This is a genomic window from Pseudoalteromonas sp. NCIMB 1079, assembly GCF_040567695.1.
Classification (GTDB): Bacteria; Pseudomonadota; Gammaproteobacteria; order Enterobacterales; family Alteromonadaceae; genus Pseudoalteromonas; species Pseudoalteromonas distincta.
In genome coordinates this window covers 984,039-1,005,197 of sequence record NZ_JBEWZA010000001.1, presented here as the reverse complement: position 1 = coordinate 1,005,197, position 21,159 = coordinate 984,039, and the positions used below count along the sequence as shown (strand labels likewise).

General features: G+C 40.7%; 16 protein-coding genes and 5 tRNA genes. 2 read left to right on the top strand and 19 right to left on the bottom strand.

The genetic code is table 11. The features are described 5' to 3' along the window. Nucleotides 1-64: 64 nt before the first annotated feature. The 10 genes from ABX891_RS04680 to ABX891_RS04635 form a co-directional block, all read right to left on the bottom strand. A complete protein-coding gene (locus tag ABX891_RS04680; protein WP_354628993.1) occupies nt 65-1,807 on the bottom strand; it encodes a potassium/proton antiporter in 1,743 nt (580 codons plus the stop codon). 237 nt (nt 1,808-2,044) lie between these two features. Beyond that, nucleotides 2,045-3,421 (bottom strand): Na+/H+ antiporter NhaC family protein, encoded by a 1,377-nt coding sequence (locus ABX891_RS04675; protein ID WP_182720541.1) that lies wholly within the window; start codon nt 3,419-3,421, stop codon nt 2,045-2,047. A gap of 191 nt (nt 3,422-3,612) precedes the next feature. Next, nucleotides 3,613-5,271: a penicillin binding protein PBP4B gene (gene pbp4b / locus ABX891_RS04670; RefSeq protein ID WP_354628992.1), complete on the bottom strand. Its 1,659-nt coding sequence runs from the start codon at nt 5,269-5,271 to the stop codon at nt 3,613-3,615. Nucleotides 5,272-5,280: 9 nt separating this feature from the next. Next, nucleotides 5,281-6,456 carry an exo-beta-N-acetylmuramidase NamZ family protein gene (locus ABX891_RS04665; RefSeq protein WP_354628991.1) on the bottom strand — a complete coding sequence of 392 codons (1,176 nt, stop codon included), beginning with the start codon at nt 6,454-6,456 and terminating at the stop codon, nt 5,281-5,283. Nucleotides 6,457-7,379: 923 nt separating this feature from the next. After that, nucleotides 7,380-7,456: transfer RNA gene (locus ABX891_RS04660), tRNA-Arg, on the bottom strand. 116 nt (nt 7,457-7,572) lie between these two features. After that, nucleotides 7,573-7,649 (bottom strand) — tRNA-Arg (locus ABX891_RS04655). Between the two features lie 78 nt (nt 7,650-7,727). Continuing rightward, nucleotides 7,728-7,804 (bottom strand) — tRNA-Arg (locus tag ABX891_RS04650). Nucleotides 7,805-7,849: 45 nt separating this feature from the next. Next, nucleotides 7,850-7,926 (bottom strand) — tRNA-Arg (locus ABX891_RS04645). 38 nt (nt 7,927-7,964) lie between these two features. Beyond that, nucleotides 7,965-8,057: transfer RNA gene (locus tag ABX891_RS04640), tRNA-Ser, on the bottom strand. A gap of 128 nt (nt 8,058-8,185) precedes the next feature. Continuing rightward, on the bottom strand, nt 8,186-8,368 hold the full coding sequence (locus tag ABX891_RS04635; protein WP_354628990.1) for a hypothetical protein: 183 nt from the start codon (nt 8,366-8,368) through the stop codon (nt 8,186-8,188). A gap of 391 nt (nt 8,369-8,759) precedes the next feature. On the opposite strand from ABX891_RS04635, the gene ABX891_RS04630 reads away from it, so the two are divergent. Continuing rightward, a complete protein-coding gene (locus ABX891_RS04630) occupies nt 8,760-10,133 on the top strand; it encodes an IS4 family transposase (protein ID WP_024598303.1) in 1,374 nt (457 codons plus the stop codon). 53 nt (nt 10,134-10,186) lie between these two features. Here the strand turns inward: ABX891_RS04630 and lysS are convergent, their stop codons facing one another. The 5 genes from lysS to xerD all read right to left on the bottom strand — a co-directional run bounded on the left by lysS (nt 10,187) and on the right by xerD (nt 16,510). Beyond that, on the bottom strand, nt 10,187-11,722 hold the full coding sequence (lysS, locus tag ABX891_RS04625) for a lysine--tRNA ligase (protein WP_002961420.1): 1,536 nt from the start codon (nt 11,720-11,722) through the stop codon (nt 10,187-10,189). Between the two features lie 26 nt (nt 11,723-11,748). Beyond that, nucleotides 11,749-12,847, bottom strand: a protein-coding gene (gene prfB, locus ABX891_RS04620; RefSeq protein ID WP_100218355.1) for a peptide chain release factor 2 whose coding sequence is annotated in 2 segments (ribosomal slippage) — nt 11,749-12,771 and nt 12,773-12,847 — 1,098 coding nt in all. Because the reading frame shifts where the segments join, the coding sequence is not laid out codon by codon here. Between the two features lie 144 nt (nt 12,848-12,991). Then, nucleotides 12,992-14,713, bottom strand: a complete 1,722-nt coding sequence (recJ, locus tag ABX891_RS04615; RefSeq protein WP_354628989.1) for a single-stranded-DNA-specific exonuclease RecJ — start codon at nt 14,711-14,713, stop codon at nt 12,992-12,994. Between the two features lie 78 nt (nt 14,714-14,791). Beyond that, nucleotides 14,792-15,520 carry a bifunctional protein-disulfide isomerase/oxidoreductase DsbC gene (gene dsbC, locus ABX891_RS04610; protein WP_354628988.1) on the bottom strand — a complete coding sequence of 243 codons (729 nt, stop codon included), beginning with the start codon at nt 15,518-15,520 and terminating at the stop codon, nt 14,792-14,794. A 63-nt stretch (nt 15,521-15,583) separates the two neighbouring features. Then, the gene (gene xerD, locus ABX891_RS04605) at nt 15,584-16,510 is read right to left on the bottom strand and encodes a site-specific tyrosine recombinase XerD (RefSeq protein ID WP_354628987.1); all 927 of its coding nucleotides are present in this window, start codon (nt 16,508-16,510) and stop codon (nt 15,584-15,586) included. A gap of 94 nt (nt 16,511-16,604) precedes the next feature. Here xerD and fldB point away from each other — a divergent pair, with 94 nt between their 5' ends. Next, a complete protein-coding gene (gene fldB, locus ABX891_RS04600; protein WP_007583764.1) occupies nt 16,605-17,126 on the top strand; it encodes a flavodoxin FldB in 522 nt (173 codons plus the stop codon). 345 nt (nt 17,127-17,471) lie between these two features. Here the strand turns inward: fldB and ABX891_RS04595 are convergent, their stop codons facing one another. The 4 genes from ABX891_RS04595 to ABX891_RS04580 form a co-directional block, all read right to left on the bottom strand. Further along, nucleotides 17,472-17,939, bottom strand: coding sequence for a YHS domain-containing (seleno)protein (locus ABX891_RS04595; protein ID WP_182671498.1), 468 nt, complete (start codon nt 17,937-17,939; stop codon nt 17,472-17,474). Nucleotides 17,940-18,076: 137 nt separating this feature from the next. Continuing rightward, nucleotides 18,077-18,523 carry a DUF2147 domain-containing protein gene (locus tag ABX891_RS04590; RefSeq protein ID WP_354628986.1) on the bottom strand — a complete coding sequence of 149 codons (447 nt, stop codon included), beginning with the start codon at nt 18,521-18,523 and terminating at the stop codon, nt 18,077-18,079. A 155-nt stretch (nt 18,524-18,678) separates the two neighbouring features. After that, entirely contained in the window at nt 18,679-20,388 is a 1,710-nt protein-coding gene (locus ABX891_RS04585; RefSeq protein ID WP_354628985.1) for a DUF4153 domain-containing protein, read from the bottom strand. 60 nt (nt 20,389-20,448) lie between these two features. Continuing rightward, on the bottom strand, nt 20,449-21,147 hold the full coding sequence (locus tag ABX891_RS04580; protein ID WP_354628984.1) for a tRNA1(Val) (adenine(37)-N6)-methyltransferase: 699 nt from the start codon (nt 21,145-21,147) through the stop codon (nt 20,449-20,451). Nucleotides 21,148-21,159: the final 12 nt, after the last annotated feature.

Below are 21,159 nucleotides of genomic sequence, written 5' to 3'. Positions count from 1 at the left end.
TCACTCAACCCACCTACATACGCAATAAACGTGAGCCTAGCGCTAAATAAATCATTGTTAATGATTACTGCTTTAAAAGTCGCTTTTCTGGATTATTTAAATACTTTAAGCCAATGGTAACTATGCGTGTATGTACCATTGTTATAACGCGTATTTGCACATTACCAATAACAACAATAGCCCCTTTACTGACTTCTCCTGAAAGCTTTTGGTTAATTACTTCTTCCAAGCTTATGCCCTCTGGGGCGTCTATGTGCATGTGGTAAGAGTAAAATATATCACCTACCAACGTTACCCCTTTCACTTTAAGTTCGTTATGCGATAAGTGGCTATCTTGGTGGTTTGTTTTATCAGTTGCTGTAAAAACTAAATCAACAAAGGGTCTGTTATCTGGTTTTAAAACAACAAATAGGTGATCGTTTGGTTTTAACTTAGTTGAACCCCGTGGCGGTATGATTGACGGACCTCGTGTGATCATAGCAACAACTACACTTTCAGGAAGTGCAGCATGTGACAAGCTGCGCCCAGAAACCCGAGAAACGTCACTTAAAGTGTATTCTACAATTTCTATATCAATATCGTTTAGTGCTGTGATTTCGAGCGTTGCAGCAGCCAAATCAGGTGGCGGCTCTACTAAATTTAGTTTTTTAGCCATCCACGGCATTGTTGAGCCCTGTAACGTGGCTGAAATTAACACCACGAAAAAAACAACATTAAAAATAAGTTCAGCCCCTGAAAGGCCAAATAATAATGGGAATATAGCTAAAATAATGGGTACTGAGCCTCTAAGGCCAACCCAAGATACAAATAAGGTTTCGCGATTATTAAAGCCAAACAGTTTTAAAATAGGCGCTACCGCTAATGGGCGAGCAACAAAAATGAGTGCCAATGCAATAAGCAATCCTTCTAGCCATACATCAACCAACGACGAAGGGTTAATAAGAAGTCCTAATACAACAAACATGGTTATTTGCCCAAGCCATGCTAAGCCGTCATGAAACAGAAAAATACCGCGTTTATATACAAATTTACTGTTCCCTAAAATAACACCCGTTATAAATACAGCTAAAAATCCACTGCCGCCAAGCGTTGCAGAAAGGCCAAATGAAAGCAGTCCAAATGCGGTTACCATCACTAAATACAAACCCGATGCATTTAGTTTAATGCGATTAATAAACCAAACCGATATTTTACCAATTAAAAGACCACAAATAGCGCCAACACCCATTTGTTGAGCAAATAACTGTAGTAGACCCAGCCCTACTGGCATGTCATTAACGAGCATTTCGAGCAAACCAACCGTTAGAAAAATAGCCATTGGATCGTTCGAGGCACTTTCTATTTCAAGGGTAGATTTAAGCTTTTTGTTTAAGTGAATACCCGCACTTCGTAAAAGTGCAAACACGGCTGCGGCATCTGTAGAGCCAACAATGGCGCCCAGTAATACACCTTGTAATATGGGCAGGTCTAAAATATAAGTGGCCACAAGGCCTGTAATTACAGCGGTAAATAACACACCGATGGTTGCTAAAGCAGACGCGGGTTTCCACACTTGTTTAACTGAACTGGTGGGCGTTTGTAAGCCGCCATCAAATAGAATAATAGCAAGCGCGAGAGTACCCAGAGCATGTGCGGCCTCTGCGTTGTCGAATGAAATACCTGCAATACCATCTTCACCTGCGAGCATACCTACAAGTAAAAATAGCACCAGCACCGGTAAGCCAACGCGTGCAGATAACTTGCTCGAGATCACTCCAAGTAAAATTAAAATGGCACTAACGAGAATGATATTATCAATTACAAACATAGTGTGGGTTTACAGCCTTATATGAGTTAAAAAGTAAGAATTTATAGCTACCAAAAAGCCTAAAGCTCATGCTATACAATAACCTAAAAAATATAAATGCGGGTACTTAAGTCTATATTTAAATAGTTTATTTAATAGCTAGAGCGTCGTTAAGCTTGGTATTACTAGCCTCGGTCTTAATTTAAAAACAAAAAAGCCTGCAATAAGCAGGCTTATGACTATTTAAGCAATTGTATTTTACAAAACAATAATGCTTGTTACTAAGTACGCTAAAAACGTAAGGCCGCCACCAAATAAGGCATACGGTAGCTGCGTTTTAACGTGGGTGAGTAAGTCACACCCCGATGCAATAGCCGATACAGCGCTGGTGTCGGATATAGGCGAGCAGTGATCGCCAAATATACCACCACCTAAAATAGCACCTACCACAAGCGACGGTGGTAAACCTAGCGCTTGAATAAGTGGCACACCAATTGGGATTAATATAGCAAACGTGCCCCACGATGTACCCGTAGTAAACGACATAACTGCGCCGGTTAAAAACAGCACCGGTACTATTAAGTAAATAGGTAGGTAGTCGCCAACAAGCGATGCTACAAATACACCAGTACCCAACTCTTTTAAGCTTGCGCCAAGTGTAAGCGAAAGCAGTACAATGGCGACTAATGGCATTAATTCGCCCATACCTTTAAAACCGGTATCAACTAATTGGTGATGGGTAAATTTACGTGAGCCAATCATTAAAAAGTAAGCAACAACAATGGCTAAAACCGTTGCATATAATACCGATTTAGAACCGCTGCCCTCTGCTAATACACCATTACCGGTGTAGTACATAAAGCCAACCATGCTGGTAATAAGCGTAATAAGCGGGATTAACATGTAACGCGCTTTAGAGCCTTTTACTTCTTCTTTTAAGTCAGTTGTTTGAAGCTCTAGTTTTTGTTCGGCTTCTTTCATTGGGCCGTGCACTTTATCAAACGCGATGGTGTAAAAAACAATGGCAAGGGTAATTATGGCGTAAAAGTTATACCCAACGCTGCCCCACAACACCGATACAGCCGACTCACCTAGCTCGTAGTTACCTAACAAACCAAGTACAAATGCACCCCAGCCATTAAGTAGTATTAAAATACACACTGGCGCACTGGTGCTGTCAATAATGTACGCTAGGCGCGCTCGGCTCATTTTAAATTTGTCGAATAAGCCACGCGATAAAATACCTGAGGTGAGTACGCTCAAGTTAGATTCTATAAACACCGCAATGCCGGTAAACATGGTTAAAAAGCCCACTTGGCGCTTACTTTTTGCAATACCTTTGTTCATTAGCATATTAACAGTTGCTGCTACGCCGCCAGATTCGCGAATGTAGGCAAGCAAGGCACCAATTAAAATACTAAATATTAATATGCGTGTATTACCTGGCGAGCTGGCAACCGAAATAATACGTTCAATGGTATTTAAAAAAGTGTCAAACAAGCTATTACCTTCGCCCTGAAAGGCAAGTAAAAACTCAGAAGAAGCAACAGCAACAAGTAGCGCCATAATCACTTCTTTTCGCCAAAACACGATAGCAATCGCAATTAGCGGCGGTAAAATAGAATACCAATGCATAAAAAGTTAACCTTAATTATTAGCGAGCCACTCTCGCTTTGTACGCGTTTTATCGCTTATTTGTTAAGCCTAGCAGCATAAACTGACTTAGATTTGTAAACCGCTTAGCTTAATGGATTGCCTTACTCAAGTCACCTGTAAATAAATCACTTAGAGTAATGCTGTTAGTACGTTTTAACCTATACGATAGCTTATTGATTTAGTAGTGCTTCATAAATAAGCGACACAACCGATCCGTACTGTGCGGTTTCAAATTGTTTGCCTGTGAATTCGTAACGTTTTAGCGAGCCTTTAATGGCACTATGGCGAGCATTGGTAAGTAAAACAATAGCTAAGTCGTAAGCGGGATCAATTACGGTCACGGTCCCCGTCCAACCTGTGTGACCATAAGCTTGTGCGCTTGCATAAGGGCCAAAGTGCCAGCGCCTTGCTTGATTATTACCAGCAAGCCTAAAGCCAAGCCCGTAGGTCTCGTCGCTTGATTGCGGCGTTAAAAATTGCGCTAAGGCGCTTGCACTAAATAATTGTTGGTCGCCGTAGCCACCATTATTTAGTAATAGCTGGCAAAGCACCGCTAAGTCGTGAGAGTTACTAAATAATCCTGCATGCCCTGCTACGCCATCAAGTGAGTAGTAAGCGCGCTCATCATGCACTTGGCCTTGTAAAACACTGGTGCGAACATTATCAAACTTAATGCGCCCGTCTCGTGTGTTGCCGCTAAGCTCAGTGGCTGCAAATTGCTGCGGCTTAAAGCCTTTTTTAAGTGGATTAAATAACGTGTTAGTTAATTTTAGTGGTGCGTACACTTGCTGCTCTAGATATTCGTCAAGGGGCTGCCCAGTTATGCGCTCAATGAGTACGCCTAAAATCATGTAATCAATATCTGAGTAAACATGCTGCCCAGATGATTTACTACTAAAAGGGACGCTGGTAAGTAATAGCTGTTTGGTGGTTTTACTGTTTTGCGAATAAAACGCGTCGCCGTAGCTGCCATCTTTACGATGAAAGTCAAATACTGGCGGGTATCCGGCGCTGTGTGTGAGTAAGTCTTTTACTGTGCGCTTTGCTCGCCCTTCACCTTTATATTCGCTTAGGTAGCTTTGTACGGATTTATTAATATTTAATAACCCTTCGCTTACTAATTTCATAAGTGCAAAGTTTGTGGCAAATATTTTGGTGTTTGAGGCAAGATCAAACAAGGTATTAGTTTGCATGGGCTCTGGGCGAAGTAGCATTAAATCACTTTGCTGATATTGCTTTGCATCGCCATAGGCGGTTAACTTTATTAGCTCACCGTTTTTAACAACGGCCAATACAGCCCCAGGAAAACCTGCTTTAACATCGCGTTCAATTAATGTGTCTACTTCAGTAAAATCTATATGCTTTTTTGGTTCATCGCTTAAAGTAGGAAATGCAAAACGCAGCGTTAAACTCGCGCCAGCAGGGAGAATATTTTCAACTTTAAAGGTATTAACACCGTTGTGGGTATTTTTTGCCAAACTGTAATTGTATAAGGTGTTGGCGCTTAGTTGGTTAACGTCGAGCTTTTTATTATTAATGTAAATATCGGCGCTTTGTGCGTTGTGGTTTTGTATTAATAATTGCCCGCGCCCTTTGTAAGCTTTAAACGTTCCTCGGTTATTTACATAAAACCGGCTACTTGGATTTACCTCAGGAAACGTTACAACCACTTGTGCATTAGGCAGCTCTACAAGTTGGCTTTTTGTAAGTGGTAGCACCGAGCTAATAGGCTCAGGTGGTGTACTACAACCCACAATAATAAAGCTCAATGCCGCTATAAATGCTTGTTTGATATAACCACACCTTTGATATTTTACAGCAATAAACATGCTTAGCCCTTATTTATATAACAAGTAAGGCGCTCTTTGCGCTTTAAATTGCGCAAGCCCCGCCTGCCAGCTTTGTTTTATTTTCGCTTCTGATTGCCCTGCTTCAATAGCTAAGCGCAATTTATTAGTACCCGCTAGTTTATCCATAAAGTCAGCGCGCTCAAAAAACGAGATGTTGTTTTTACTAAGCTCCGCGTACGCATTTATCAAGTAAGTTAAATTTAAACCTGTGGTATTTGCTTGTCTTAAATCGAGCCCTTGTACGGTTTGGTTTTTAAATTTAGGGTTTAAAGCAGCGCCTTTAATTGCGCGCGGTGTAAAATTAAAATCACCTAATGCAACTGGCGAATAGCCAATTACTTGAAATGCAAAATCGGTGCCTCTACCAATGCTAATAGGCGTTGCTTCAAAAAAGCAAAGTGATGGGTAAAGCGCAATGGCTTGATCGTTAGGTAAGTTAGGGCTGGGTTTTACAGGCAAGCTGTAAGTACTTTTGCGAGTGTAATGATCAACAGGGATCACCGTTAATTTTAAATCGGCCGCTTTATTGATCCAGCCCTCGCCCTTGATCATTTTGGCAAGCTCGCCAACCGTCATGCCGTGTAAAACAGGAATTGAGTGCATGCCTACAAACGATTTAAATTCTGGCTCTAATATTGGCCCATCAACGTAGGCAATATTTGGGTTGGGCCTGTCGAGCACTAAAAATTCTATCCCCTGCTCTGCAGCGGCTTCCATCATGTAGTGCATAGAGCTTATGTAGGTATAAAAACGCACTCCCACATCTTGAATGTCAAAAATAATCACATCAACATCGGCTAAAGCAGCTTGGCTTGGTTTTTTATTTTTACCGTAAATAGAAATAAGTGGAATACCTGTTTTACCATCAACGGCATTTTTCACATGGGCGCCCGCATCGTGATCGCCACGAAAGCCATGCTCAGGTGCAAAAATTTTAGTTATATTAATATTTTTAGTCAGCAGCGCATCTACTAAGTGAGTTTGCCCCACCATTGATGTTTGATTAACGACTAGCCCTACACGTTTATTTTTTAACTGCGGTAAATATTTAGCATATTGTTGCGCACCTACTACAAGTGAGTTGTTAGCTTCGTTGGCTTGTGCGCTTGCAATAAAAATGGCGCTAAAAATAAAAAACAACGTAATAAATAGGGTTTTAAACATACTGCAATATCCTTTTAAACAAGGCGTTTAAAATAACATAGGTAATAATAAAGAGCAGCTTTAGAAAAGGGTTAAGTGGGCTTGAGTAGATATAGTGATTAGAAGCTGTCGCTTCTCACGCGAGCAAGCTCAGCGTCTACAACGGATGAATAAGCTCGGAGTTTAGATTTAAAGATTAGAGCTAGTTTTACTTGAAAATACCACCTCTCATTTTAAGCTTAAAGACCGTATTTAACCTTCTTAGAGCTAAACGCTTCTAGTTATTTAATTTCTTGGTCAATGAACCACTTAAAGATCTATTATACAAAGAGAAGCGAAAGAGAAGTAAATAAGAAGACATAAACTCGGGTTTATTATTTTAGCTTTATTACTACCTCTAAAAGCGCAGCGCCTCTTAACCTCTTTGTGAATAAATTACTTATTTCTGGCGTTGCAAACAAATAAAATCTTATAAATTATATTTTTGAGGGGGGAATAGAAGCTGTCGCTTCTCACGCGAGCAAGCTCTGCGGCTACAACGAATGAATAAGCTCGGAGTTTGGATTTAACGATTAGCACTGGTTTTACTTGTAGGCATACAGCTTGCTGACGCGACGAGCGAAGCTCGTAAATAAAGTATCAGTTATATCGGTGGTAAGTGATTAGAAGCTGGCGCTTCTCACGCGAGCAAGCTCAGCGTCTACAACGGATGAATAAGCTTGGAGTTTGGATTTAAGGATTAGCACTGGTTTTACTTGAAGGCGTACAGCTTGCTGACGCGACGAGCAACGATCGTATATAAAGTATCAGTTATATCGGTGGTAAGTAATTAGAAGCTGGCGCTTCTCACGCGAGCAAGCTCTGCGGCTACAGGAGTGGTAGTTTACATTTCACTTTATTTTAGGCACAAAAAAACCGACTTAATGTCGGCTTGTTTATGAAAGTGGTGGGCGCAGGAGGATTCGAACCTCCGACCGCTCGGTTCGTAGCCGAGTACTCTATCCAGCTGAGCTATGCACCCACTTTCATAGATTGCTTATTTAAACTCTAAGCAGAGCGTATTAATTCAGGAATAAAAAAAACCGATTTCCATCGGTTTATTTTTCTTACACTTAAAAGTGTATGAAAACATGAAAGTGGTGGGCGCAGGAGGATTCGAACCTCCGACCGCTCGGTTCGTAGCCGAGTACTCTATCCAGCTGAGCTATGCACCCACTTTCATTTTTACTATTACTTGTTTTTACTCTAAGTGAGAGTTTTACTTATTTATACTCTAAGTAGAGTTTATAAAGTGGTGGGCGCAGGAGGATTCGAACCTCCGACCGCTCGGTTCGTAGCCGAGTACTCTATCCAGCTGAGCTATGCACCCACTTTATAGTTTGCTTATTTAGACTCTAAGCGAGTTATTAAAGTATGGTGGGCGCAGGAGGATTCGAACCTCCGACCGCTCGGTTCGTAGCCGAGTACTCTATCCAGCTGAGCTATGCACCCATACTTTAAAATTTTACAAAAAACGCCATTAAAAGAAATGGTGGAGAGGGAGGGATTCGAACCCTCGATAGAGCTACAAACTCTATACTCCCTTAGCAGGGGAGCTCCTTCGGCCACTCGGACACCTCTCCGTCTTGTGGGGCGTATAATAAAGATTTCAGAAAATATGTCAAACACTTTTCTACCAAAAACGACTATATGGTTATAGATTGCACATATGCTTGGTTTAAAAGTGTAATTAGTTTGAAATTTAAGCGGGTTACGTATTTTTATTTGAAGGATTAACACCTAGCACGGGAACTAAGTCATCAGTTAACTGAGCCAAATACTGTTCTTGGTAACCTAATTGTTGAAATTCAGCGATACAAGCATGGTAGTAAGCGTTTCGTTCTTGCTCTGATGTGCATTCTTCTGATAAATCATCTACTCGTTTGTCTTTCATACTATTATTCTAAGTCCTTTAAGAATCTATATTTAACAGCTAAATACCAACAGTGTAAATTTCGTGCGTATTCTAGCTAAAACCTTTGTACAAACACAACATATGTTTAAAAAACAATCATACTAAAAAGTTATAGCACTGTTAGTTTTAATATTAAAAACTTCCAGTAACAATAAGTTAGTAAAGCTGAATTGCACATTAATCAGCACTAATAATTACCTTTAATTTTTAGTGTAGTACTTATTAATTAAAACACTAATTATAAGCAAAAAAAACGCCGCTATTAAGCTGTCTCTTATACACAAATCCCTGCTAAGAAATTAGCGGGGATTTTTTTGAACTAAATCTCAATGTCATGATCAGATCTTCAAATCTTGTTTGAGGGCACATTATGATTAACGAACATACTCATTGGGCAAAACAACAATTCGGTAAATCGGACTTAGGTGATCCAAGAAGAACAGCGCGTCTGGTAAAGTTAGCATCAACGCTTGCAAATGAACCAGGAAAACCACTTGTGAACATCACTCAATCCCCCGCCGATATGGAAGGTGCCTACCGCTTTATTCGCAACGAGAATATTGACGCAACGGCTATAGCAGAGTCAGGCTTTAAAGCCACGGTTGAACAAGCAAAAAGTCATAACTTATTGCTCGCATTAGAAGACACGACCACACTAATTTATAAGCATTCCTCCATTCGAGATGATTTGGGTCATGTCGGACGAGGAGCAAAACAACGAGGCTTGTTAGCTCATAGCGTATTACTGTTTGCGCCAGACACAAAGCAAGTTGTGGGATTAATTGAACAGTCTCGCTGGAGTCGTGATATCAACACGATTGGAAAAAGAGAAAAACACGCGACGACTTCTTACGAAGAAAAAGAAAGTTACAAGTGGGAGTCAGCGTCACGAGCGATGGCAGAGCGGCTGCAAGGACAAATGGCGAACGTGATATCGGTGTGTGACCGCGAAGCGGACATCTACGAATACTTGCAGTATAAACTGACCGAGCAGCAACGATTCGTCGTACGCTCGATGCAAAGTCGTCATATTGAAGAAGGTGAGGATAAGCTCTATGCGTTTGCAAGCGAGCTGATGAGTGCAGGCACCAAACACATCCACATTGCACAAAAAGGAGGAAGAAAAGCCCGAAGCGCAACACTGGATATCACCTATGCGCCAGTGACACTCAAAGCGCCTTACAATAAGAAAGGACACTCCCTCCCAGTTTACTATGTCGGCTGTACAGAGCGAGGAAACGCTAAGAACGGCTTAAGCTGGCACCTATTAACCAGTGAACCAGTCACCAGCAAAGAAGACGCCTTAGCTATCATCACCTACTATGAGCACCGTTGGCTTGTAGAGGAATACCATAAAGTCTGGAAAAGTGATGGTACGGATATCGAAAGTTTACGCCTTCAAAGCCAAGATAACATGGAAAGATTGGTGACGATTAATGGCTTTATTGCGACGCGAATATTGCAACTAAAGTTCACCAATGAGCAGCCTGATTCTCCAAGTTGTGAACAACTGTTATCTCCCAAAGCATGGAAGTTATTGTGGTTAAAGAGAATAAAAACACCATTGCCTGAAACTGCTCCAAATATGTCATGGGCGTATCAGGAACTGGCAAAGTTAGGAGGCTGGAAAGATACCAAGCGCACAGGGCGTGCATCTGTGAAAGTGTTATGGAAAGGATGGCTTAAGTTACAAGCCATCCTGGAAGGCTACGATTTAGCAAAATCTCTTGAGTCAGACTTGTGATCAAGAGACAGCTATTAAGCGGCGTTTATTAACTTACTTTGTTCTACTAAAGATTAGTCAGCTTGTGGACGCATATGCGGGAACAAAATAACGTCTTTAATTGTTGATGAATCAGTAAACAACATAACTAAACGGTCAATACCAATACCTTCACCAGCCGTTGGCGGTAAACCATACTCTAGTGCGCGTATGTAGTCTTCGTCGTAGTGCATTGCTTCATCATCGCCTGCGTCTTTCTCTTCAACTTGACGAGTAAAGCGCTCAGCTTGGTCCTGTGCATCGTTAAGCTCAGAGAAACCATTTGCAAGTTCACGACCGCCAACAAAAAACTCAAAACGGTCGGTAACAAATGGGTTTTCGTCGTTACGGCGTGCAAGTGGTGATACTTCCCACGGGTAACCAGTAATAAACGTAGGTTGAATAAGCATGTGCTCTGCTGTTTCTTCAAATATTTCACAAAGAAACTTACCTGGACCCCAAACACAGTTTTCAGGAATTTTAACGTGTACTTGTTTAGCGTACGCTTTTAACTCTTCAAAATGGTTTTCTGGGTCGTTAAATACCGCAGCATCAAACTCAGGGTTATATTTTAAGATAGCATCCGCCATACTTAAACGTGTAAACGGTTGGCCAAAGTCGTATTCAACTGAATCGATAACTTCGCCGTTTTCGTCCTTAGTTGTATTAACTACAATTGCACTACCTAGTACGTTTTCTGCAACAGTACGTAGCATGTCTTCGGTAATGTTCATCAGGTCGATGTAATCAGCGTATGCTTGGTAAAATTCAATCATTGTAAATTCTGGGTTGTGGCGTGTAGATAACCCTTCGTTACGGAAGTTACGGTTAATTTCAAATACACGATCAAAACCACCTACCACTAAGCGCTTTAAGTAAAGCTCTGGCGCTATACGTAGGTACATGTCGATATCAAGCGCGTTATGGTGAGTCACAAACGGACGCGCAGATGCACCACCAGGTATAACCTGTAGCATAGGTGTTTCTACTTCCATAAAGTCACGGTCTGCTAAAAAGCGACGAATACCTTCAACTACTTGTGAGCGAATGCGGAATGTTTCGCGCGTTGCTTCGTTAGTAATTAAGTCAACATAACGTTGGCGGTACTTTGTTTCTTGATCTGATAAGCCATGGAATTTTTCAGGTAACGGGCGAAGTGACTTAGTTAGTAATTGATACTCAGTCATTTCTACGTATAAATCGCCTTTACCCGATTTATTTAACGCGCCTTTAACACCTATAATATCGCCAGTGTCTAGCTGACCATATTTTTCTTTAAGGTCTTTTTGAACATCTTTAGATGCATACGCTTGTACGCGACCTTTCATGTCTTGAATTACAAAAAACGGTCCACGCTTTGCTAAAATACGTCCAGCAATAGACACAACTTCTTGTAGTTCAACTAATTCTTCTTTGCTCTTATCACCAAACTGGGCTTGCAAATCAGCCGTGTAATGCTCACGACGGAATTGGTTTGGATGACCGTTGGCTGGGCAATTTTCGCGTATCGCGTCTAACTTGCCACGACGCTCAGCGATTAACTTGTTTTCGTCTTGGATTTTATCAGTCATTTTTTAGCTCTTTATTAGCTTGGTGGTTATAGGCCAGATTTAAGGCTGGCTTCAATAAATTTATCTAAGTTACCGTCAAGTACCGATTGGGTATTGCGGTTTTCAACGCCTGTGCGTAAATCTTTAATACGTGCGTCATCAAGTACGTATGAACGTATTTGGCTACCCCAACCTATATCAGATTTAGCGTCTTCTTGCGTTTGTTTTTCAGCATTTTGCTGCTGTAGCTCAAGCTCAAATAATTTAGCTTTTAACTGCTTCATCGCTTGGGCTTTATTTTTATGCTGTGAACGCTCGTTTTGACACTGCACTACGGTATTTGTTGGTACGTGAGTAATACGAACCGCCGATTCGGTGGTATTAACGTGCTGACCACCCGCGCCTGATGCACGGTAAACGTCTATACGTAGATCTGACGGATTAATATCAATTTCAATATTATCGTCAATCTCTGGGTATACAAACGCAGAAGCAAATGAGGTATGACGACGACCACTTGAGTCAAACGGGCTTTTACGCACTAAACGGTGAACGCCTGTTTCTGTACGTAACCAACCGTAAGCGTATTCGCCAACAAAGCGAACTGTTGCGCCTTTAATACCGGCAACATCACCGTCGGTTGCTTCAACTAGCTCAACTTTAAAGCCTTTAGCCTCGCCCCAACGTAAATACATACGAAGTAGAATGTTACACCAGTCTTGTGCTTCAGTGCCGCCAGAACCCGATTGTAAATCAAGGTACGCATCGTTTGAGTCATGAGGACCTGAAAACATACGACGAAACTCTAAACCTTCTAACTGCTCGTTTAGATCGCTAAGTTCGCTTTGTGCTTCATCAAAGGTATCTTGATCTTCAGCTTCTACAGCAAGTTCAAGTAGACCTTCAACGTCGTCCGTACCGGCTACAAGGTTGTCGATTGTTTCAACAACAGCCTCTAATGCTGATTTTTCACGGCCAAGCGCTTGTGCGCGTTCAGGCTCATTCCATACGGCTGAATCTTCAAGTTCGGCGTTAACTTCTTCTAGGCGTTCTTGTTTAAGAGCGTAGTCAAAGGTACCCCCGAAGCAATTCAGTACGTTCGCGAATTTCCTTGATTTGGTTAATCACAGGATTCACTTCAAACATGTACATCACTCCAAAATGGCTAGGTAATTGCGCCCCTTTACATGGGATTTTCGCAACAAATTATCGTCAAATGATAAAAACGCCCGATTTTAACAAAAAACCGCGCGCTTTATTAGCCTTTTATGCATGATTTGTGCATATTTTTTAGTGCACTTTTTCAAGCTCTCTAACTATTAATTGCAGCGTAAATTTACCTCTAAACTCATTTATATCGAGTTGATAGGCTACTTTTACAAACTTCGCTTCTGTGTCGGGCCATTCTTTTACATCAATACCAAAGGCAATGGCATCAACTAATCGCCCTGATTGATGCTTTAATACAAGTTTTAAGTGCTTTTCGCCGACTATGCGCTGCTGTATTACTTCAAATGTGTGCTCAAACACCGGCTCAGGAAATTGCTGCCCCCACGGGCCCGATTGCTTTAATAGCTGAGCAAACTCCATCGTAAAGCAGTCGTTTGGCAGCTCACCGTCGGTAAATACAATACAGCGCTTACTTTCTTCACTCAGTTGCGCACTCACGGCAGCATCAAATGCCTTTTTAAAGTCGTTAAAGTGTTGCTCATTAATACTTAAACCAGCGGCCATTGCGTGGCCACCAAATTTATTAATTAAGTGTGGCTCAGCAGTATTAAGCCCTTCGAGTAAGTCGCGCATGTGCAACCCTTCTATAGAGCGGCACGAACCTTTTATTTCACCATTTTCGCCACCAGCAAATATAACGGTTGGTCGGTGGTACTTTTCTTTTAAGCGACCAGCCAAAATACCAATAACACCTTGGTGCCAATCGTCTTGAAACAAGCAGATTGCATCAGGGACGTTATCGTCGCTAAATGCGAGTCTATCAAGCACGGCTTGCGCCTCGGCTTGCATGCCTTGTTCTATTTCGCGCCTTGCAAAGTTTAAGCTATCGAGCTCGCTGGCAATACTACGTGCTTGGTTTATATCGGTGCTAAGTAAGCATGCTATACCCAAACTCATGTCGTCTAATCGCCCTGCAGCATTTAAACGCGGCGCAAGTGAAAAGCCAAAGTCGCTTGCGCTTAAGCGCGCAGCATTGCGGTTAGCCACTTCAATAAGCGCGGTAATGCCTGGGCGTGTTTTACCACTGCGAATACGTGCTAAACCTTGATGTACTAATGTGCGATTATTTGCGTCAAGTGCGACCACGTCAGCAACCGTACCAAGCGCTACAATGTCGAGCAAGTTAGCTAAATTAGGCGGCGGTTGCTGCTCAAAATAACCAAGGTCTCGCATTACGCTTCTCAGCGCTATTAATAAGTAAAAAGCAACGCCAACGCCTGCTATAGATTTAGACGGAAAATCACATTCATGTCTATTTGGATTTACTATTGCATCGGCATTTGGCAGCTGCTCACCTTGTAAGTGATGATCTGTTACGAGCACTTTAATACCAACCGCTTTTAAAATATCAATACCAGCAATACACGATATGCCATTATCTACGGTGATCACTAAATCAGGCTTTATTTGTACTATCTGCTCTGCAAGCGCGGGGCTTAAGCCATAACCTAAGCTAAACCGGTCCGGAATTAAGTAATCTAAATGCTTAAAACCAAACATCTCAAGGCCTTGCATTAAAGTGGCCGTACTCGTTGCGCCATCAGCATCAAAATCGCCGACTATTAATATTTGGCTTTGCGCCTTTAATGCCTCAATTAGTAAATCGCTGGCTTTGTCGATATCTTTAAACAATTTAAAGTCGTGAAGCGTAGCTACGCTGTTATTTAGCTCGTCGGCATTAAATACATTGCGGTTAGCATAAATTTGTTTAATTACAGGGTGTAAATTACTCGGTAGATGCGAGTCGTCAACGTTTTCACGCGCAATGATTAGTTTTTTCATGCAGAGTTTTAACTTATTGGGTCGTATTAAAAAGACAAAAAAAGGCCATTAAGGCCTTTTTATTAGCTATAAAACGTATTACGACGCTTTGTTAGCATCTAATGCTGCTTTTAGTGCTGCTGCTGGCTGGTAACCTGGGATCATAGTACCATCTTCTAAAATAATGGCAGGTGTGCCGCTAATACCAAAGCTTTGACCAAGCTGGTAATGCTCTGCAACCGGTGCGCTACAACCTGCAACTACTTTAGTGCTTGTGCCTGACTTAGCTTCTGTTAGTGCTTCTTGCTGATCGCGTGCACACCATACGTTCATTAAATCGGCGTAACCTGAACCTTGTAAGCCTCCACGTGGAAACGCAAGGTACTTAACGGTAATACCCGCATCAAGTAAATCGTCTAACTCGCGATGTAATTTACGACAGTAACCACAGCTAATGTCAGTAAATACGGTAATACTGTGTTTTTCGTTTGGTGCTTTGTACACAATCATCGAATCTTCGTATTCTTTAATGCCCTCAACACGCACGCCGTTTAATGCTTGCTCTGTTAAGTTGTTACGATTATTTAAATCAATTAACGTACCTTGCATTAAAAATTGACCATCTGGACTTGCGTAAAGCACGCCCTTATTAGTAATCAACTCTTTTAAACCCACTACTGGGCTTGGGTTAATTTGCTTTACAGTTACACCAAGCTCGGCAAATTTAGTAATAATAGGATCATTAGCATCTGGTGTTACAGCAACGCCATTTGCAAATGCACTAATACTTGTGCACAACATGGCACCCGCTAACATTAATTTTTTCATAACTTCTCTCTATCCTAAAAATACTTAATATATTGACCGGCTTAATAATATTTACTTTCAAACTTACGCTCGCGGATGATGCTCTGCGTGTACCGACTTTAACCGTTCATTGGCAACATGGGTATAAATTTGCGTCGTTGATAAATCGCTATGGCCCAACATCATTTGTACCACACGTAAATCTGCCCCATGATTTAATAGGTGCGTAGCAAAAGCATGGCGCATGGTATGGGGCGATAATGGAGACTCAACTGATGCCAAAATAGCATAGTGTTTAATTCTATGCCAAAAGGTTTGTCGCGTCATGCCTACTCCGCGCTTAGATGGGAACACAAAATCGGTGGCGTGTTTTATCATTTGTGCACGCCCACCATTTAAAAACTGCTCCAGCCAATACATGGCTTCTTCACCCAGTGGAACTAAGCGCTCTTTGTTACCCTTGCCTTTTACAAACACCACCGCTTGGCGCAAATTAATTTGCTCCATACGCAGCCCAACAAGCTCGCTTACACGCAAACCCGTTGCATAAAGTAGCTCTAGCATGGCTTTGTCGCGCAGTCCCATCGCTTCTTCTGTGTTGGGCGCATTTAATAATGCCTCAACTTCAGCTTCTGAGAGTGTTTTAGGTAACGACTGCCCTGCTTTTGGTTGAGCTATGTTTAGCATAGGCGAATCACTAATTATTTTTTCGCGCACAAAGTACTGATAAAAACGCTTTAGCGCACTAATGCTACGTGCTGTACTGCGTGGTTTTAGACCTAAATCAACTCGATGGGCTAAGTAGCTTTCTATGTCGAGCCCCGTTACCGTCATTAAATTTTCGCCCTTTAAAAATAGGCAAAACTTATCTAAATCACTGCGATAAGCGCTTAATGTATTTTCGCTTACGCCTTGTTCTAAGTACAGGCTATCTAAAAAGGTTTCTAGGTAGTCGCTATTACTGCTCATACTACTGTTATTTTCAAAAGAATCGTCAGATAGCGTTGTCACATTATGCTCTCATGCTTTGCTAAGGTATCAATTAAAAATACCTTACGGTAAACTTGAGCCTATCATATCAGGCAATTACACAGTGATAAATACGATGCAAATTGGTTTATTTTTTGGTTCTACTACGTGCTACACCGAAATGGCAGCAGAAAAGATTCGCGACATTATTGGTGCCGATATAGTTACCCTGCACAATATTAAAGACGAGCCACTAAAAAATGCAGAGCAGTACGACTTTATCATCTTTGGTATTTCAACATGGGATTTTGGTGAAATACAAGAAGACTGGGAGTCAAAGTGGGACGACATAGCCGACGTAAACCTAAATGGTAAAACCATTGCTTTATTTGGCATGGGCGATCAGCAAGGTTACGGGCAGTGGTTTCAAGATGCGCTAGGCATGCTACACGACGAAATAAATACGCAAACATTTACTCAACTTGGTTTTTGGCCAAACGACAGTAGTTACGAGTTTGAAGCTTCAAAAGCATTAACGCCTGATGGTAAACAGTTTGTAGGACTTGCGCTCGACGAAGACAGTCAATACGAGCTAAGCGACGACCGCATTGCAACATGGGTTGAACAGGTAATGACTGAATACGGCGAAACGCTTTAATTAATAAGCTAATAAATAAAAAGCAAAAAGCCCGCAACTAGTTTAGTTGCGGGCTTTTTAACTAGGGTCTGTTGATCTTTTAAGGTTAAATTTGCAGCAGTCTGTTTGGTATTTAGGCAAGGCAGAGCCTATGCAGTGTGGTTATTCCCCATAAATGGGCGATAACGTAGCATTAATGCCAAACAGGCGCTGCCCAAAGGGTTCTTCCTAGGGGCTACTTACTCTTTGTTGCTCGGTTTTTACTTAGCCCACTAGGTTACAAATCTCGCGCCGCGATTAAATAGCCCCCTAGTTTGAACAAATTTTAATCCGCAAAGTTCAACAGACCCTAATAATATGAGTAATTTATTGAAACGTCATAACATTGGTCGTTTGTGGGTAATATCCATCAGCCATCACAATGTACGGTAATAAATTACTTAACCATTTTTGTTGTACGCTTTGGCTGTAATTTAAGTAAAGCTTACCTTCGTGAATATAAAATGCTTCTGGGTCAATCCCTACAGCATTACCCTCATCAGCCATTGCATAAGCGCACCAGCCACCGTATTGCGGAGCATAACGCTTTGGGTTTTCTGCAAATGCCGTTTTGTTTTCTTCACTCGAAAAGTGCCAGTCGGCACCTAAATAACTAAACGTATATTTGTCGCTGCCTTTAACGGCTTTATTTTGGGTAAAATAAGCAACACTGTCGTACCCTTTAATAGCCGTGTTATTAAACCAACCCGTGTTTACAGCATCATCCTTTGCGTTTGCCGCACCGCTTATTAACAGTGTGCTAAGCATTATTAAAGCAACTATGTACTTAATCATATTTTACCCTTTTATTTACTCAAAATTTTATGCCAATTAAATATGGCAGGCTTAGTGAGTAAGAAAGGCAAAGTGCAAAAATGATTTCAGTTAATGCTTAATTATTTAACGTTTAGTAATTAAGTAAGTAGTAAAACTTACTCTACTCTTAGCCAATATTGGTTTCGGTAAAAAAAGCCAATGTAACCGCGCACTTCGAGCTTTTTACCTTCATCTTGCGGGGTTAATTGTAAGGTGTAGGTTTTACCATTTGTTGGATCGAGTATTTCTCCGTCTCCCCAGGTGCCATCATCTTGTGCTTTTACGTCTTTAATAATAGTCATGCCAAGAATAGGTTGGTCTTTTAATTCATCATCGCACTCGGTACATATATCGTTTTGTTTTGCAGGGTTAAGAATGGTTTCAACTTTGCCGCTTAATACACCATTGGTTTGGGTAATACGTACATACGACTTAGCTTGGTTTGTATCCTCATCAATGGTTTTCCAAAGGCCTACTGGGGTCATGGCTGCCAGTGCACTTTGGCTTGCAAAAATGGTGGCTGCTAACGTGCTAAGTAATGCTATTTTATTTAACTTTTTCATTGTGTTGTCTTTAAATCAAGTGACTAATGACTTAATCATAACAGGTGATTTATAAACACACTACCAAAGCGCCCCACCTAAAATAACAACAAACCTAAACTAATAATCATTAGTTTAGGTTTAAGGATCTGTAGCATAAAAAACAAAGCAACGTATTACCTTACTTTAAAAACAACATCCCCTATTTTTAGATTTGAATATTCAGGCTCAACTAAAGATAATTCGTTATTATCAATCATGCTTTTAAGGTATCTAATCTCTTCAGGATTTTCGACATTCATATACTTTGAGCGCCACTTACCCATGTCGAATAACCAGAAATATGCGGATATATTTTCATTACTTTCGTCAATCACTATAAAATCGAGTTCATCATCTTTGTTTAAATCCATGCCAATGAAATAGTAAGTATGTTCTTTTAAAGAGTTACGATCGTAAAAATGTTGTTCAGAAAATACTGCCTCTATTAAACCTTGAGGTATTAGCGCTTGTGATGGCCAAAATACACTGCGCTCAATAAAATCATCGACTGTGTGTTCAAGCGTTAAAGCAAACTCATTATTTACATACATCCTATCGATGATAGCGTATTGCTCTGGGTGACTCGTTTCAATTTTCTGTTTTAATAACTGCATAGCTAAATAACCTTGGCGACCTAAGCTGTGCTCAAAATAGTAATAGTCAAACTTTTCTATTGTTACTTTATCTGCATCTAAACGCGCTATTTGGCTGTTTGTAGATAAGCTTTGAAAATTTAATAAAGGGGAGTTAACAGCAAGCATACTAACGAGCACCACCCACCCCATCACAATATTTATTTTGCTAAGCGGCTCTAGCCAATTGTCTCGCTTTGTTATAATTCCAACAAGATAACTAAACGAAAAACACGCCAATAAAAACCAAATCAAAATGCCCCAACAACGATCTACTGTTAGCCCATGCTGCTCTACCCGTAAGTAAATTCCATAGGCAGAAATAACACTATAAACTGGAAGTAACGCAACGCTTATAAAAACGAGTCGGTGCAAGAGCATGTGATAAGGGCGAACTGATGAGTCATCTTTATAAACAGTGTTAACAAAAAACAACGTGAGCACCTGCAGCCACATTACTAATAAACTGCCACTTCCGGTCTCCCATAATTTATTGAGTCCGGTAAAAGGAAGTGTTGCTAAAAAACCGAGAGAAATAACTGATAAAACAGGCAATAAAAACTTAATTAAAGTTTGTAGTAAAAAAGCGATATTATCTTCAATGTTCAAAAGCTTTCTAAATATGACACTCGCAAAGGCAAATGCGAGCGTTAAGGTTGGGATCCAAAACCATTCATTTCTTAGTAGCTCAGAGAAAAATTCTATATCTAAAATATCAAATAAAGCCGCACCTAAATTTAGAATTCCCCAAAAAATAAGTACAAACAGCCAGCATTCTCCAAATATTATAAAATTACGCCAAGAGAGCTTAAATAAACGACTGTAACTAACATTTTCTGAGCTACCAAATTGTTGTATGTACATAAGGCCTTTAAAGCCAGCTATTAAACTAGTAAAAATAAAAACTGACATTAAAGTGTTATTACTTACGTACTCTTGAGGCTCTTGCTGAAAGCCAACATACGCCCCCAATAAAGATAACAACAAGGAAAAAGGAAGGATTAAAAGCAACGACGTTTTTATATTATTTTTATTAACGGTCATTAGCATTAATAAAGGAAAGCTCATAGAAAATGTAATAAGTGAGACTAACCATGTAGGGCTTGTTGCTGGCCACACATTATTTTCTATACTGCTATACAAAAGGGTAAGAGCAATAGCCTGTAATACGGCAAGTATAATTATAAAAGATTTTGGTAACTGACTATCCATATCTGTTCTCAACAATGGTTTTAGTCAGTTTGCGTTATTCGTTCCTATTTTACAATTGCTTCACATTTTCAAATAAAATGCTTTGCATAGGGCTATATAATCAGCAGTGTAGGTATTATCTAAGTTTCTAATACACAGGATTGATGATTCTATATCGCTTTTTACGTAGCTAAATGTCATTAAACTGCGGCTAATATCTTTGTTGGGCGTGGCTTTTACTTGGCAATGAGTATTTAAATAAAGCCCATTTTGAGTAGCAAGCTCAATAAATAATGCGCCTTCAACGCTTGGGAGTATTAAGCTAAAGCGGGAACCACTATGGCTTAAATGTTTAAACGCATTAATTAACTCTTCAAAACTTAGGCCGTCGGTATGGCGTGCGGTATTACGCGCAGCATTATCGCCTTTTAAACTGTGATTAAAATACGGTGGATTAGAGATAACAACATCAAATTTAACTTCACTACTAAAGCGTTGAATAGTTTGGTGCGTAATACTTATAGTTGGCCACGGGCTATTAGCTACATTTTGTAATGCTTGGGTATAGGCGCTTTCGTCAATTTCTACCGCAGTTATATCAAGCTCATTACTGCGCTGCTTACACATTAGTGCTAGTAAGCCGGTGCCGGTGCCTATATCAAGTAACGACTTTGCACCGCTTAAATTAGCCCATGCGCCAAGCAAAATGCCATCGGTAGAAACTTTCATTGCACAGTGGTCGTGTTCAACTTTAAATTGTTTAAATACAAAACCAGACATTTTTTCACCTTT

Excerpts from the sequence above, each read along its gene's own strand:
- ABX891_RS04680 (WP_354628993.1), bottom strand. The coding sequence starts at position 1,807 with ATGTTTGTAATTGATAATATCATTCTCGTTAGTGCCATTTTAATTTTA.
- ABX891_RS04675 (WP_182720541.1), bottom strand. The coding sequence starts at position 3,421 with ATGCATTGGTATTCTATTTTACCGCCGCTAATTGCGATTGCTATCGTG.
- pbp4b (WP_354628992.1), bottom strand. The coding sequence starts at position 5,271 with ATGTTTATTGCTGTAAAATATCAAAGGTGTGGTTATATCAAACAAGCA.
- ABX891_RS04665 (WP_354628991.1), bottom strand. The coding sequence starts at position 6,456 with ATGTTTAAAACCCTATTTATTACGTTGTTTTTTATTTTTAGCGCCATT.
- ABX891_RS04635 (WP_354628990.1), bottom strand. The coding sequence starts at position 8,368 with ATGAAAGACAAACGAGTAGATGATTTATCAGAAGAATGCACATCAGAG.
- ABX891_RS04630 (WP_024598303.1), top strand. The coding sequence starts at position 8,760 with ATGATTAACGAACATACTCATTGGGCAAAACAACAATTCGGTAAATCG.
- lysS (WP_002961420.1), bottom strand. The coding sequence starts at position 11,722 with ATGACTGATAAAATCCAAGACGAAAACAAGTTAATCGCTGAGCGTCGT.
- recJ (WP_354628989.1), bottom strand. The coding sequence starts at position 14,713 with ATGAAAAAACTAATCATTGCGCGTGAAAACGTTGACGACTCGCATCTA.
- dsbC (WP_354628988.1), bottom strand. The coding sequence starts at position 15,520 with ATGAAAAAATTAATGTTAGCGGGTGCCATGTTGTGCACAAGTATTAGT.
- fldB (WP_007583764.1), top strand. The coding sequence starts at position 16,605 with ATGCAAATTGGTTTATTTTTTGGTTCTACTACGTGCTACACCGAAATG.
- ABX891_RS04595 (WP_182671498.1), bottom strand. The coding sequence starts at position 17,939 with ATGATTAAGTACATAGTTGCTTTAATAATGCTTAGCACACTGTTAATA.
- ABX891_RS04590 (WP_354628986.1), bottom strand. The coding sequence starts at position 18,523 with ATGAAAAAGTTAAATAAAATAGCATTACTTAGCACGTTAGCAGCCACC.
- ABX891_RS04585 (WP_354628985.1), bottom strand. The coding sequence starts at position 20,388 with ATGGATAGTCAGTTACCAAAATCTTTTATAATTATACTTGCCGTATTA.
- ABX891_RS04580 (WP_354628984.1), bottom strand. The coding sequence starts at position 21,147 with ATGTCTGGTTTTGTATTTAAACAATTTAAAGTTGAACACGACCACTGT.